Raw genomic sequence first — 13,826 nt, forward strand, 5'->3', positions numbered from 1 at the left:
AAAACACGAAAATAAAACACTACTGCCTCCTTCTCTATAAATGTTAAATAAATGTTAATTACAGTACTATGTATTGCATAATACCTTTTTAAAGATATATATTTGCATAGTACAGTATTATATAAATTATCTAATCATGCAAAAAAATAACGAAAACACCAACGCTTTCTTAATACACATATCCGCTTTTGCGGGATACTTATTCCCTTTAGGAAGTATTATAACTCCACTAATATTATGGCAAACGTTAAAGGATAAAAGTCAGTTTTTAGACAATCATGGTAAAGAAGCCGTAAACTTTAATATCAGTTTTGGTTTGTACATCTTTATATTAAGTGCTTCGTTTTTCTCTTTCTTTTTTGGAAGTTTTTTAGATATTTTTAATGGAATAGATATTGATTTTGGTGGGCATCATTCTTACAATGGCTTATTTGGCTTTATTGGAATCGCCTCATTAGTAAGTGTTGTTTCACTTATTAAAATAGCTTTAATAATTATCGCTGCCATGAAAGCAAATAAAGGAGAAAATTACACATACCCTTTTACAATTAATTTTATAAAATAACCTCATAAACCGCATTATATGAAGATAGAAAACACAAAAGCACAAATGCGTAAAGGAGTTTTAGAGTATTGCATTTTATCAATTTTACAAAATGATGACGCATATACTTCTGAAATACTTTCGACATTAAAAAGTGCTGAAATGATTGTGGTTGAAGGAACTATTTATCCGCTATTAACTCGTTTAAAAAACGCTGGATTATTAACGTATAGATGGGAAGAATCAACCTCAGGTCCGCCAAGAAAATACTATGTTTTAACCGAAAACGGTGGCATGTTTTTAAAAGAACTAAACAAAACATGGGGTAATTTAGTAAACGCAGTAAACCTAGTAACAAGTACAAAATCAACTAACGATGAATAAGACAATAAATATAAACTTAGGTGGATTCTTCTTTCATATAGATGAAATTGCTTATCAGAAATTAAAGCGCTATTTAGAGGCCATTGGGCGTTCTTTAAGCGATGACCCGCAGGGAAAAAACGAAATAATATCAGATATTGAAGCTCGTATTAGCGAACTTTTATCTGAAAGAATTACAGATGCTCGCCAAGTAATAAACGAAAACGATATTGAAGAGGTTATCGCTATTATGGGGCAACCCGAAGATTATGCTGAAGCTGAAGACAACTACAACGAGAACTCTTCATACAACTCAAGATCAACTAACCGATCATCTAAAAAATTATTTAGAGATGGTGATGATAAATTTTTAGGAGGTGTTTGCTCTGGTATTGCACATTATTTTAACCTGGATGTTATTTGGATTCGTATTGCTTTTATTGTTTTAGTAGCCTCTGGTTTCTCTCCGTTAGCCTACATAATCCTTTGGATTTTATTACCCGAAGCAAAAACAACTTCAGAGAAATTACAGATGGAAGGTGAAGCTGTAAATATTGATAATATTGAAAAAAAAATTCGTGACGAGTTTGAGTCTTTTTCAACAAAAATAAAAGATGGAGCAACTGGTATTTCAGAAAAAATATCGAGCGCAGATTACGAAAAAATGCGTGCGCAAACAAAATCTGGTTTTCAGGATTTTATAGACACTATGGGTAAAATTTTACTAACACTTTTTAAAGTGTTTGGTAAATTTATAGGAGTACTATTAATATTTATTGCTGGTATAACTATTGTTTCTTTACTGCTAGGTATATTTTCTATAGGAAGTTTAGAGTTTTTAAATGTTGATAGTGAATTTGTGCATTATCCGCCTTTCTTTTACGAATCGACTTTACCTAGGTGGTTACTGTCTATTTCATTATTTGTTTTAATCGGAATTCCGTTTATCGTATTATTCATTTTAGGGTTACGAATATTATCACCAAATATTAAAAAACTAAGTACCGGTGCTATCTTAACCTTATCAGGAATTTGGTTAGTATCTTTATTAGCAATCGGTTTTTCAGGTATCGAGTTTGCTACAACACATGCTTATAATGGTGCAAATATTAGTAAACACAGTATTAGTTACGCTATAAATGAACCTCTAAAAATTAGAGTAGTTAACGATGATAATATTTATTATAACCATAACCTACGCAACAGAAATAATTCGATTGGAGTTTCCGTTAATAATACTGAGTTAAAATACTCTAACGATATAAATATTGATGTTCGTAAAAGTGAAACTGGTAATGCTTATATCGAAATTAAAAAAACATCAGAAGGTAGAAAACGTAATAAGGCAAATGATAATGCTAAAGCGATTCAGTACAATTTTAAATCAGCAAATAACACCATTGTTTTTGATGCTTTCTTTTTAAGCGAATACAAAAACATCTGGAAAGATGAAGAGGTAAAAGCTACCATTTTCATACCAGAAGGAACAACAGTATATTTTGAAGGATCTTCTCGCAGGTTCTTAAATGATGTTAAAAACACGAAAGATATTTATGACCGCGATATGGCTAATCATCATTTTAAAATGACAACAAAAGGTTTTGAATGTACCGATTGTGATGATGATACAACGAACAACAATCAAGATAATAACTGGAATTCTGACAACGACGAAGATGTAAGTTTTTTATTCGACAGCACTATTAACGATTTAAAAGCTGAATTTATTATCAGTAAAAAAACCACTAAAAAAGAATTAGAAAAGCTAGTTACATGGTTTAAAAATAAAAAAAATATTGACATTAATATTGTGGATTCTAAATATAATAACAGTAACCAAATAGATAAAGTTACGCTAAGAATAAATTGCAATGATGGTTATAGAGGCGAATTAACAATCTCTAGCAATACTTTAAATGATATTTCTAAAGGTTTTAGACGAACTTATAATCAAGAACACAGAGGTTTAGCCTTTAAAACTTGGTAATCAAAAACAAAAACTATGGGAGCTATTTTCGATTTTTTCTTTAAAGGTAATTTTTTCTTTAAATTCATCACACTTTTGTATGCCTTATTATTCTCATTGATAACAAATGCACAAGTAGATGAAATTCCGAATTACAAAGCTGTAGATGCTAATTTACATAATGAAATTGTAAAAATGGATAGCATTTATTTTACCGCATACAATACTTGTGACATGAAAACCCAAGCAAAGTTGTATGATGAAGATTTAGAGTTTTTTCATGACAAAGGAGGTTTATCAACTTCTAAAAGTGATCTTTTAAAAGCCTTAGAGAAAAACATATGTGGCAAAGTAAACCGAACTTTAATAAAAGGAAGTATTGAAGTATATCCGATAAAAAATTACGGCGCAATTCAAATTGGTTATCATAAGTTTTCTAATAATCAAGAACCTAACGAAAAATCAGTTCCTAGTAAATTTATTGTTATTTGGAAACAAGAAAACAAACAATGGAAAATAACAAAAGTTATTAGCCTACATTAAAATATAGTTCACACTAAAAACATTAGTTCATTTGTTATAGCTAACTCCAATGACACTAATACTTGGTTTTATTAGTTTACTAAGTCAAAGCTTAATTGCTTTGGCTTTTTTATTTTTAATAACTTTGATTAATTCTTAATTTATTTAATAAAGCTTTTATCTTTGATAAATATAAATTGCAAAAGAAAAAATTTATGAAAAAAACATCTTTTATACTCTTTCTAATATTGATAAGTTGTAGTTCCCTTAAAGAGACTAAAAACTCATCTGAAAAGAAAAAAATAGAGATTTTTACTAACTCACAAAATTATACTCTAAAAATACCTAATCATTGGAAGACTGTAATTGATCATGATTTCATAAGTTATACACCTAAAGATTTAAATGATATTTTTCATAAAAATACTGTTAGAGTATTTAAAATCGCTCAAAAAGAAAAAACGTCTCTAAAGGAAATAATAGATGCCGAAATAAAAAAGCTAAAAAAAGTAATAAAAATAAATTCTCAACAGGTTATTAAAGATAAAACTCAATTCGGAACAACCTATATCCATCAATATAAACACAGTTGGAACCTAACTAATTATGAAGTAATAACATATTATTTTAAGGTTAAAAATAATTACTATTTATTTAGTTATTCTTCTGATGAAAGATTTCAAAAGAAATACTATTATGATGCTTTATCAATTTTCAAATCATTCACATTGAAATAAATCCTGAGCACTAAAGACAAACTACCTTAAAAAAACAATTCATAACAACAAAAACCCACACTTTATAAAGTGTGGGTTTTTGTTGTTTACGCTACTCCTAAAATTCTTTGAAGCGGAATAATTGTTGATTTTTTTAAGATGACCGACTTCTCTGTCAGTCCCCATATAGTAGTTTCTACCATTTTTAAACCAGTATCATCTACAAAGGTAATTCTTACTTTTCCTTTTTCTAGATTACCAAGAGCCAAAGCTCTCTTTAAATCTATAAAACGGTTAAGTTGATCATTTTTCTTTCCTAAAACTTCTGCTTTCGAAAAATTTAAAAATTTAATTTGTTCTTTTTCAATAATTTGAACATCGCTAATTGGTATCATATAATTGGGGAATTATAGGTTATTTACTAATACACATGAAAAACATAATATTTACCAAAAATAACAAATAACTACACTTTTCACAGTAAACATATGTTAATAAACACTATTAACTAATTAAACAATATAAATAACACATATTCTATACAATCCGTATTTAAAAACCATTTCCTTATTTTTACGATATGAAATACACTGTTTTAATATTATTATTCTCGTTATTTGTTCAATCTCAGCAGCTACCAAAAGGGTTTTCTTATTTACAAGAAATAGTTCCTTCTATAAAAAAAGAACTTAGATATTGCTCTGATAATAATTTTGTAGGTACTGCGATTAATGGGTATCAAGAAAACACACTTATTATCACTACAAAAGCAGCCAAAGCATTAAGTAAAGTACAAGGCGAGTTACTAAAAAAAGAATTGAGCCTGAAAGTTTTTGATGCTTATCGACCCCAAACTGCCGTAAATCATTTTGTGAAATGGGCACGTGTTATGAATGACACAGTAATGAAGCAGCAATACTATCCGAATGTTAAGAAAAGGCAGTTATTTAAAAAAGGATATATATCGTCAAAATCTGGTCATTCTCGAGGTAGCACAGTCGATTTAACTATTATCGATTTAAAAACAAATAAGGAGTTAGATATGGGAAGTCCTTATGATTTTTTCGGAATCTCTTCACATATTGTATATCCTAAATTAACCAAACAACAACAAAAAAACAGACAATTACTACAAACTATAATGCGTAAATATAATTTTAGACCTTATTCTAAAGAATGGTGGCATTTTACTTTAAGAAATGAACCTTTTCCTTCAACTTATTTTAAGTTTCCTATTCATTAAGAAACAACTGTTAAACATACTTCTAAAGTAATCACCTCTACTAAAACAACTTACATAACAAGTAAGTTTTAACGCTTTGTTTAGACAAAGAAAAAAAATGGGCATTATATTTGCCTATATTTATTTGAAATGACAAAAAAACTGCACTTCTTTTTATTTATTATTACGTTAAGTATAAGCTCATATAATTTTGCGCAACTTGATGGTTCTTTTGGCAATAAAAAAAATAATAACTCTTCTTCTTTTGGCAATATACCTGCCACATCTAAAGACGTTAAAAAACCAACATCGTTAGATTTTAAAAATAATGATGGTTTTAAAACGGCACATACTAAACAACAAAAGGATCTTAAAAAGAAACAAGCTGAAAGAGATTTAGAGAATAAAGGTATTTTAACCAAAGCTAAAATAGCAGAGCAGCAATACCTAAAATCTTTCCAAAAAATAAACGGAATGTACAACTACCCTGTTATCGATCAAGATTTAGGGAGTTTTAGTACAAAATCTAAAAATGTAAATATTATTTGCAGAGATTTTCAGTATCCAGACGGAGATCAGGTAATGATCCTTGTAAATAATATTCCGGTAGTTAGTAATTTAACACTTAAACAAAACTACCAATCTTTTAACATCCCTTTAGATGAAGGTATAAATACGATTGAAATCATAGCCTTAAATCAAGGAAGTTCAGGCCCTAACACCGCAGGATTTAAAATTTTTAATGATGCAGGTATGCTTATTTCATCTAATCAATGGAATTTGGCTACAGGTGCAAAAGCATCAATTATTATAGCAAAGCAAAAAGATTAGAGTTCAAAGATTTTAGCACAAAAAAACCTTGCTATAACTTTTAACAAGAACTTTTTTAAAATTACCAAAAACTACTTACTTTTGTAGTTACGTTTTAAAATACGCAAAACAAACAAACTTTAAATAAACAACTAATATATAATGAATAAAATAACCAAAGAAACCTATATCAATTGGTATAGAGACATGCTATTTTGGAGAAAGTTTGAAGATAAGTTAGCAGCTGTTTACATTCAACAGAAAGTAAGAGGTTTTTTACACTTATATAACGGTCAAGAGGCTGTTTTAGCTGGTTCATTACATGCAATGGATTTAACTAAAGATAAAATGATTACTGCATACCGTAACCACGTACAACCAATTGGTATGGGTGAAGATCCTAAACGTGTAATGGCAGAATTATATGGTAAAGCTACAGGTACCTCTAAAGGTATGGGTGGTTCTATGCACATTTTTTCAAAAGAATTTGGTTTTTACGGTGGTCACGGAATTGTTGGTGGTCAAATTCCGTTAGGAGCAGGATTAGCTTTTGGAGACAAATACAAAGGTAATGATGCCGTAACTCTTTGTTACTTTGGTGATGGAGCTGCACGTCAGGGATCATTGCATGAAACTTTTAACATGGCTATGAACTGGAAGTTACCAGTAATTTTCATCGTTGAAAACAATGGTTACGCAATGGGAACTTCTGTTGAAAGAACTGCTAACCACACTGATATCTGGAAGTTAGGTTTAGGATACGAAATGCCTTGTGGACCGGTAGACGGAATGAACCCTATTAAAGTTGCCGAAGCTGTTGATGAAGCTGTACAAAGAGCTCGTCGTGGTGAAGGACCTACTTTCTTAGAAATGAAAACATACCGATATAGAGGTCACTCAATGTCTGATGCACAACAATACCGTACAAAAGACGAAGTTGAAGAGTATAAAAAGATTGACCCTATTTCGCAAGTATTAGAGATCATTAAAGAAAACAAATATGCTTCTGAAGAAGAAATAGAAGCTATTAAAAAAGAAGTAAAAGAATCAGTAAAAGAATGTGAAAAGTTTGCTGATGAATCTCCATATCCTGAAATAAACCAATTACACGATATGGTATACGAACAAGAAGGTTATCCATTTATAAAATCTAAGTAAACCATGGCTACAATTATAAACATGCCTCGCTTAAGCGACACGATGGAAGAAGGAGTGGTAGCTTCTTGGTTAAAAAACGTTGGAGACAAAGTTGAAGAAGGCGATATTTTAGCCGAAATTGAAACCGACAAAGCTACAATGGAGTTTGAATCTTTTCACGAAGGTGTTTTATTACACATTGGTGTTCAAGAAGGTGAAGGCGCTCCTGTTGATAGTTTATTGGCTATTATTGGTGAAGAAGGTGAAGACATTACTTCTTTATTAAACGAAAACACTGCCGATAAAGAAGAAAAGGAAGAAACTCCTAAGCAAGAAGAGGAAAGCGATAACAAAAATAACGCTGGCGAGAACGAAACAACAGCAACTCCTGAAGGTGCAATTGTTATTAACATGCCTCGACTAAGTGATACCATGGAAGAAGGTACTGTAGCTTCTTGGTTAAAAAGCGTTGGAGACAAAGTTGAAGAGGGTGATATTTTAGCTGAAATTGAAACTGATAAAGCTACAATGGAGTTTGAATCTTTTAACGAAGGTGTTTTATTACACATCGGTGTTCAAGAAGGTGAAGCTGCCCCTGTAGATACTTTACTTGCTATTATTGGTAAGGAAGGTACAGATATTGATGCTGTATTAGCTTCTCAGAAATCAGGAAATACAACTGCTGCTCCTAAAGAAGAGAACAAAAAAGCCGATCAAAAAAAAGCCGATCAAAAAGAGGAAAAAAATGTAGTTCCTGAAACTGCAACAACTCCTTCTGGAGGTAGAATATTTGCTTCTCCACTAGCTAAAAAAATAGCAACAGATAAAGGAATTAATTTAGCTGATGTTAAAGGTTCTGGAGAAAACGGACGTATCGTTAAAAAAGATGTAGAAAATTACACTCCATCTGCCACAACTAAAACGAATACTAACACCTCTAATCCATCTGCAGTAAGAAACTTTGCTGTTGCCGGAGAAGAAAATACATCAGAAGTTAAAAATTCTCAAATGCGTAAAGCAATAGCTAAAGCATTAGGAAATTCTAAATTCTCTGCACCTCATTTCTACTTAAATATTGAAGTAGATATGGACAACGCAATGGCTTCTCGTAAAACAATTAATTCGATTCCTGATACCAAAGTATCATTTAACGATATGGTTGTAAAAGCGTGTGCTATGGCATTAAAAAAACATCCGAATGTAAACACTAGCTGGACAGATAACAATACGTTATTTCACAGTCATATTCACATTGGCGTTGCAGTAGCTGTTGATGAAGGTTTAGTAGTACCTGTTGTAAAACACACAGATGCTTTAAGCTTAACTCAAATAGGGTCTTCGGTTCGTGATTTAGCTGGTAAAGCAAGAAATAAGAAAATTACTCCTGCTGAAATGCAAGGAAGTACTTTTACGGTTTCTAACTTAGGAATGTTTGGTATCGAAAGCTTTACTTCTATTATAAATCAACCTAACTCAGCAATTTTATCTGTTGGAGCCATTGTACAAAAACCTGTTGTTAAAGACGGTGCTATTGTGGTCGGTAACACGATGAAATTAACTTTAGCTTGCGACCACAGAACGGTTGACGGTGCAGTTGGTGCTCAGTTTTTACAAACATTAAAAACATTTATTGAAAACCCTGTTACAATGTTAGCATAGTTTTTCAATAATATTCTATAAAAAAAGCTCGCAATTTGCGAGCTTTTTTATTTTAATACTTTTTTTCGCTTGTACTACATGTGGTTCGCTATAGTAAACTATAAATTGAAAATAATTTCAATGTTTAAACTTTAAAACAAGCAATCTTATCGCTGTTTTTACAGCTGTTAAATCGACTTTCTTAGCAAACTTAAGTAGTATTAATAATTCTGTTTTGAAACGCTATAAAACAAGTTAAAACATCATTTACATTTAATGCAGAATACTTCGGGTTCTTACTCTTAAAAGTATTAATTGTTTTCATACTTTCTTCGGATAATATGTCTAACCCAAATTATTACCTAAATAACCTGATTTGAAATTAGGGTCTGATTGCTTCTTAGAGTTGATAATCTTACTTTTTTTTGTATTACAAAATACTCCATACCTACAAATACTTATCTAGATTTACCTTCTGATTTTTGATGTAGTTAATTCTATAATAGTTCTTTATCCTTTTAGTAAAAGCAACAAGAGTGTTTGCAAACTCTTTTTACCTACTGATAAGAAAAACCGTACAACATCCTATCCTTCTCTTTTAATTTTACTTCTATAACTATATTAAAGCGTTATTTAGCTGATAATCTTAAATATGAAATTGAATTTCAACTACAAAAGAACAATATAATGCCACAATTATTGAGCACACACACCCATAACGAATTTATGTTTTTCTTTTTTATCTTCAATAAAAACTCTTAAAAAACCATTTACAACGAAAATAAATTAGCATCTATTTATCTTGTATATTTATTTAAACTTTTCGAGTCTTATTCATCAACCAAAAATCTGCCAATACTAAAGCTGTTAACGCCTCTACAATAGGTACAGCTCTAGGAACCACACAAGGGTCATGCCGACCTTTACCTTGTATTTCTGTTAATTCATTTTGTGAATTAATCGTTTGTTGATTTTGCATAATAGTAGCAACTGGCTTAAAAGCTACTCGAAAATAAATATCCATTCCGTTTGAAACACCTCCTTGAATTCCTCCTGATAAATTTGATTGTGTAGTACCATCTTCATTAAAAATATCATTATGCTTAGAACCTTGCATTTTAGCGCCACAAAACCCGCTTCCGAATTCAAAGCCTTTTACAGCGTTAATAGATAACATTGCTTTACCTAGCTCTGCATGTAATTTATGAAAAATAGGCTCCCCTAAACCAATAGGCATATTTTGAGCTACGCAAGTAATTGTACCACCAATAGTATCGCCTGCTTTTTTTATTTCTTTAATCTTAGTAATCATTTTTTCTGCAGAAGCTTCATCAGGACAACGAACAGCATTACTTTCTGTTTTCGTAAAATCTAAATCCTGATAAGGTTTCATCATAAAAACATCGCCAACAGATGAAGTAAACGCATTTATATTAATATGCTTAATTAATTGTTTTGCCAAAGCACCAGCAACTACCCAATTAGCAGTTTCTCGTGCGGATGTACGACCACCACCCCTATAATCTCTTATTCCATATTTTTTATCATAGGTATAATCTGCATGCGAAGGGCGATATACATTTGTATTATGATTATAATCTTTACTTTTTTGATTGGTATTTTTTATTTGAAAACCAATAGATGCCCCAGTTGTTTTACCTTCAAAAATACCAGATAGGAACTCGACAGTATCTGGTTCTTTACGCTGGGTTACAATTTTAGATTGTCCTGGCTTACGCCGATCTAATTCTTTTTGAACGGCATTTAAGTCTACCTCCATCCCTGCCGGAAAACCATCTATAACTCCTCCTATTGCAATTCCGTGTGATTCACCAAAAGTGGTTAGTTTTAAAATATTCCCAAATGAATTAAACATGCTTTATCTATTTTAAAACAAAAATAATTTATTTGAAATGAAAAACTATCGCTTTTAAACTATAATTATCTTAAAAACGATATTAAAATTAAATGGTTTTCGCTTTCTAATCTATTTAAATATCCCGTTTTTAAAAATAAATGTGCCTCAATGATATTTTTATAAAAAAAAATTCTTTTCACAAAAAAGCAAACTACCTGATAACAAAACAATTGCAGACACAACTCACTTTTTATCTAAAAAACATTAAAAAAAAGTTCATTATATTTTTTTAGAACTAAAAAAAGGTTCTATATTTGCACCCGCAATCAGGGAATACTTGATTAGCATGTCAGGAGAAATGGCAGAGTGGTCGAATGCGGCGGTCTTGAAAACCGTTGTCTGTAACAGGACCGGGGGTTCGAATCCCTCTTTCTCCGCAAAGCCGAAGCTAACGCTTCGGCTTTTTTTAGGGGATTAAAGAAAAAACTTACTTTGTAAGCTTTTTTCGATTTATAAAAACTACTCCTGCAGTATAAATTGAAAAACCTGAATTATCTCTAACAAAAAAACGATCCATTTTATATAAAATGGATCGTTTTTTTGTTAGAGAATTATAACTAATTAAATATTTTTTTAACTAATACCGTATATAATGCATAAGCAGAAAAACCTATTACGGTTCCGTTTATAAAGCCACATAAAATATCAATAGGAAAATGAACACCTAAATACAATCTACTATAGGCAAAGACTAACGGAAAAAGAAGTAGGAATCTAATATAACGTACATGATTTTTTAAAAGCATAATTAAAAAAACAGCAACTACTGTAGATGTTGTTGCATGACCAGAAGCAAAACTAAAACTCTGCGGTCTTATTAACGTTCTTAGCAAATCTTTTATAGCAGGATCATTATTTGGCCTTAACCTTTCAAAAACCCCTCTTATAACGTTTGTAATTTGATCTGAAAAAGTAATTAAGGCTGCTATAAATACCATGGTAAACAATCCTTTTTTCCATCCATAATGCTTAAATATCAAAAAAAGCATAAAAACGAATAAAGGAATCCAGTTAAACTGATTCGTTATCGCTAACCAAAGTCCATCCCATTGCTCACTTCCTAAATTATTTAAATAAATAAGGAGTTGCTTGTCTTTTTGTATAATGTTTTCTATCAAAACTATTTACCTACTTTTAATACTTCTATTTCAAAAATTAAATCAGCTTTACCTATGATTGGACCTAAACCAGCTTCACCATACCCTAAATAATAAGGAATAAAAAATGTTGATTTATCTCCTTCTCTCATTGTTTTTACCCCTTCTTTCCAACCTGGTATTAATGGTTTTTCTGTATTGTTGATTGTAAAAGTGAATGGTTTTTTATCTAAACTAGAGTCTATTTTTTTCCCATCTGCTAAATATAACGTATAATGCACCGTAGTTGGTAATGCAGGGTTAACCTTTTTACCGTTACCTTTTTGTAACTTTAAAATTTTTAAACCAGAATCTGTTTCTACAGCATCGTTAATACCTTTTTCTTCTTGAAACTTACGTTTCGCAGCCTCTACAGCTTTCTTACGCTCAGCTTCTCGCTTTGCTACATTGGTTAATTCATGCTCGAAAACAACAGCTGCTTTAAACTTTTTAGCTTCTTTACCAACTCTGATTATCGCTACATGATTGATGTAATCATTTTTCTTAATTACATCAACAATATTTTGACCAAATAGTACTTTACCGAAAATTGAATGTAAACCATCTAACCAAGGTGTTTCTTTATGTGTTATAAAAAACTGACTGGAATTTGTTGCTTTTCCTGAATTTGCCATCGACAATACACCTGGCGAATCATGTTTGTAAATTAATTGTCCGTTTTCATCCATAGGAAACTCATCTCCAAACTTATAACCAGCATTACCAGCACCTGTACCAGTAATATCTCCTCCCTGAACCATAAAATCTTTAATAACTCTATGAAATTTTGTTTTATCATAATAAGGCTTCCCTTTTAAAGAGTCTGTCATTTTAGGATTATTTCCCTCAGCTAAAGAAACAAAATTAGCAACCGTCATTGGCATTTCTTGTTCGTATAGCTTTATTAAAATATCCCCTCTATTAGTTTGTAAATCTGCATACAATCCGTTTTCTAAATCTGGATATTTAACAGATTTACAAGCTGAAAACAATACCATTACTGCTATTAAAACTTTATAAAACTTCATTTATTATTATTTTAAGATTCTCTTATAAACAATCAATTAGGTTAGTAACAAGTACTAACCTAATTGCATTTTAGTCTTTTATATTGCTATTACTTAACCTCAAGTAACTCTACATCAAACACTAAAGCAGAAAAAGGCTTTATTGTAGCACCTCTTTGTTGCGCTCCGTAAGCTAAATCTTGAGGAATAAAAAATTTATACTTTGCTCCAGACTTCATCAATTGTAAACCTTCTGTCCAACCTTTAATAACTTGGTTTACTCCAAATTCTGTTGGCTCACCTCTATCTACAGAGCTATCAAAAACAGTTCCGTCTGTTAATGTACCGTGATAATGAACTTTTACACGTGAAGTTGCAGTTGGTGCATCTCCATTTCCTTCTTTTAAAACAATGTACTGCAAACCACTAGCTGTTGTTTTTACACCGTCTTTTGTTTTATTTTCAGCTAAGAAATCTTCACCTGCTTTTTTATGATCTCCAAATTCAGCTTCTGCTTTTTTTGATTGAAGCGCTTGTTGCTCCTTCATTTTTTCTTCTTGTCTTTTCTGAAAAAACGCTCTTAAAACATTATTTATATCTTTAGACTCAACTAATAAATTGGTAGAATCCATTCCGTTTTTAAATCCCTGAACGAATAAACCTTGATCTATATCATCAAAATTTGTTTTAATCTTATTCGCCATATCTAAACCTAAACTATAACTTACAGAATCTATTTCTGTTGCTAATGATTTTTTTGTTTCAAATTGGCTATTACCACATGATACGATTGATAAGGTTACAACTGCTGCTGCTAAAATTTTAGTTAATTTCATTTTTATTTATT

At 30.9% G+C, this 13,826-nt stretch carries 14 protein-coding genes and 1 tRNA gene; 10 read left to right on the forward strand and 5 right to left on the reverse strand.

All coding sequences use genetic code 11. The annotated features are described in order from the left end of the window. Positions 1-136 precede the first annotated feature (136 nt). The 5 genes from H0I30_RS06540 to H0I30_RS06560 all read left to right on the forward strand — a co-directional run bounded on the left by H0I30_RS06540 (position 137) and on the right by H0I30_RS06560 (position 4,132). Positions 137-565, forward strand: coding sequence for a DUF4870 domain-containing protein (locus H0I30_RS06540; RefSeq protein WP_218771083.1), 429 nt, complete (start codon positions 137-139; stop codon positions 563-565). 18 nt (positions 566-583) lie between these two features. Then, positions 584-928 carry a PadR family transcriptional regulator gene (locus tag H0I30_RS06545; protein ID WP_218771084.1) on the forward strand — a complete coding sequence of 115 codons (345 nt, stop codon included), beginning with the start codon at positions 584-586 and terminating at the stop codon, positions 926-928. After that, a complete protein-coding gene (locus tag H0I30_RS06550) occupies positions 921-2,894 on the forward strand; it encodes a PspC domain-containing protein (protein WP_218771085.1) in 1,974 nt (657 codons plus the stop codon). Before H0I30_RS06545 ends, H0I30_RS06550 begins: the two co-directional genes overlap by 8 nt. Before the next feature lie 15 nt (positions 2,895-2,909). Beyond that, the gene (locus tag H0I30_RS06555; protein WP_218771086.1) at positions 2,910-3,416 is read left to right on the forward strand and encodes a nuclear transport factor 2 family protein; all 507 of its coding nucleotides are present in this window, start codon (positions 2,910-2,912) and stop codon (positions 3,414-3,416) included. A gap of 194 nt (positions 3,417-3,610) precedes the next feature. Next, a complete protein-coding gene (locus H0I30_RS06560; protein WP_218771087.1) occupies positions 3,611-4,132 on the forward strand; it encodes a hypothetical protein in 522 nt (173 codons plus the stop codon). 86 nt (positions 4,133-4,218) lie between these two features. On the opposite strand, the gene H0I30_RS06565 is transcribed toward H0I30_RS06560, so the two are convergent. Further along, positions 4,219-4,506, reverse strand: a complete 288-nt coding sequence (locus tag H0I30_RS06565; protein ID WP_218771088.1) for a hypothetical protein — start codon at positions 4,504-4,506, stop codon at positions 4,219-4,221. A 185-nt stretch (positions 4,507-4,691) separates the two neighbouring features. Here H0I30_RS06565 and H0I30_RS06570 point away from each other — a divergent pair, with 185 nt between their 5' ends. From H0I30_RS06570 to H0I30_RS06585, 4 genes are all read left to right on the forward strand, one after another. After that, complete coding sequence (locus H0I30_RS06570; RefSeq protein WP_218771089.1) at positions 4,692-5,354, forward strand: M15 family metallopeptidase; 663 nt, start codon at positions 4,692-4,694, stop codon at positions 5,352-5,354. Between the two features lie 129 nt (positions 5,355-5,483). After that, positions 5,484-6,164, forward strand: a complete 681-nt coding sequence (locus tag H0I30_RS06575) for a hypothetical protein (RefSeq protein ID WP_218771090.1) — start codon at positions 5,484-5,486, stop codon at positions 6,162-6,164. A gap of 141 nt (positions 6,165-6,305) precedes the next feature. Then, positions 6,306-7,301: a pyruvate dehydrogenase (acetyl-transferring) E1 component subunit alpha gene (pdhA, locus tag H0I30_RS06580; protein WP_218771091.1), complete on the forward strand. Its 996-nt coding sequence runs from the start codon at positions 6,306-6,308 to the stop codon at positions 7,299-7,301. Positions 7,302-7,304: 3 nt separating this feature from the next. Next, positions 7,305-8,939 carry a pyruvate dehydrogenase complex dihydrolipoamide acetyltransferase gene (locus H0I30_RS06585; RefSeq protein WP_218771092.1) on the forward strand — a complete coding sequence of 545 codons (1,635 nt, stop codon included), beginning with the start codon at positions 7,305-7,307 and terminating at the stop codon, positions 8,937-8,939. 793 nt (positions 8,940-9,732) lie between these two features. Here the strand turns inward: H0I30_RS06585 and aroC are convergent. Further along, positions 9,733-10,794 carry a chorismate synthase gene (aroC, locus tag H0I30_RS06590; protein ID WP_218771093.1) on the reverse strand — a complete coding sequence of 354 codons (1,062 nt, stop codon included), beginning with the start codon at positions 10,792-10,794 and terminating at the stop codon, positions 9,733-9,735. A gap of 334 nt (positions 10,795-11,128) precedes the next feature. On the opposite strand from aroC, the gene H0I30_RS06595 reads away from it, so the two are divergent. Next, a tRNA-Ser gene (locus tag H0I30_RS06595) sits at positions 11,129-11,213 on the forward strand. Positions 11,214-11,393: 180 nt separating this feature from the next. On the opposite strand, the gene H0I30_RS06600 is transcribed toward H0I30_RS06595, so the two are convergent. The 3 genes from H0I30_RS06600 to H0I30_RS06610 form a co-directional block, all read right to left on the reverse strand. Continuing rightward, complete coding sequence (locus H0I30_RS06600) at positions 11,394-11,954, reverse strand: phosphatase PAP2 family protein (protein ID WP_255554345.1); 561 nt, start codon at positions 11,952-11,954, stop codon at positions 11,394-11,396. 2 nt (positions 11,955-11,956) lie between these two features. Further along, positions 11,957-13,000: a peptidylprolyl isomerase gene (locus H0I30_RS06605; RefSeq protein WP_218771094.1), complete on the reverse strand. Its 1,044-nt coding sequence runs from the start codon at positions 12,998-13,000 to the stop codon at positions 11,957-11,959. 89 nt (positions 13,001-13,089) lie between these two features. Next, entirely contained in the window at positions 13,090-13,815 is a 726-nt protein-coding gene (locus H0I30_RS06610; RefSeq protein ID WP_218771095.1) for an FKBP-type peptidyl-prolyl cis-trans isomerase, read from the reverse strand. Positions 13,816-13,826: the final 11 nt, after the last annotated feature.

The organism is Tenacibaculum sp. AHE14PA, assembly GCF_019278465.1.
GTDB classification, from domain to species: Bacteria; Bacteroidota; Bacteroidia; order Flavobacteriales; family Flavobacteriaceae; genus Polaribacter; species Polaribacter bernardetii.

What these genes read in the sequence shown, in the direction of transcription:
- H0I30_RS06540 (WP_218771083.1), top strand. Translation starts at nt 137, where the DNA reads ATGCAAAAAAATAACGAAAACACCAACGCTTTCTTAATACACATATCC.
- H0I30_RS06545 (WP_218771084.1), top strand. Translation starts at nt 584, where the DNA reads ATGAAGATAGAAAACACAAAAGCACAAATGCGTAAAGGAGTTTTAGAG.
- H0I30_RS06550 (WP_218771085.1), top strand. Translation starts at nt 921, where the DNA reads ATGAATAAGACAATAAATATAAACTTAGGTGGATTCTTCTTTCATATA.
- H0I30_RS06555 (WP_218771086.1), top strand. Translation starts at nt 2,910, where the DNA reads ATGGGAGCTATTTTCGATTTTTTCTTTAAAGGTAATTTTTTCTTTAAA.
- H0I30_RS06560 (WP_218771087.1), top strand. Translation starts at nt 3,611, where the DNA reads ATGAAAAAAACATCTTTTATACTCTTTCTAATATTGATAAGTTGTAGT.
- H0I30_RS06565 (WP_218771088.1), bottom strand. Translation starts at nt 4,506, where the DNA reads ATGATACCAATTAGCGATGTTCAAATTATTGAAAAAGAACAAATTAAA.
- H0I30_RS06570 (WP_218771089.1), top strand. Translation starts at nt 4,692, where the DNA reads ATGAAATACACTGTTTTAATATTATTATTCTCGTTATTTGTTCAATCT.
- H0I30_RS06575 (WP_218771090.1), top strand. Translation starts at nt 5,484, where the DNA reads ATGACAAAAAAACTGCACTTCTTTTTATTTATTATTACGTTAAGTATA.
- pdhA (WP_218771091.1), top strand. Translation starts at nt 6,306, where the DNA reads ATGAATAAAATAACCAAAGAAACCTATATCAATTGGTATAGAGACATG.
- H0I30_RS06585 (WP_218771092.1), top strand. Translation starts at nt 7,305, where the DNA reads ATGGCTACAATTATAAACATGCCTCGCTTAAGCGACACGATGGAAGAA.
- aroC (WP_218771093.1), bottom strand. Translation starts at nt 10,794, where the DNA reads ATGTTTAATTCATTTGGGAATATTTTAAAACTAACCACTTTTGGTGAA.
- H0I30_RS06605 (WP_218771094.1), bottom strand. Translation starts at nt 13,000, where the DNA reads ATGAAGTTTTATAAAGTTTTAATAGCAGTAATGGTATTGTTTTCAGCT.
- H0I30_RS06610 (WP_218771095.1), bottom strand. Translation starts at nt 13,815, where the DNA reads ATGAAATTAACTAAAATTTTAGCAGCAGCAGTTGTAACCTTATCAATC.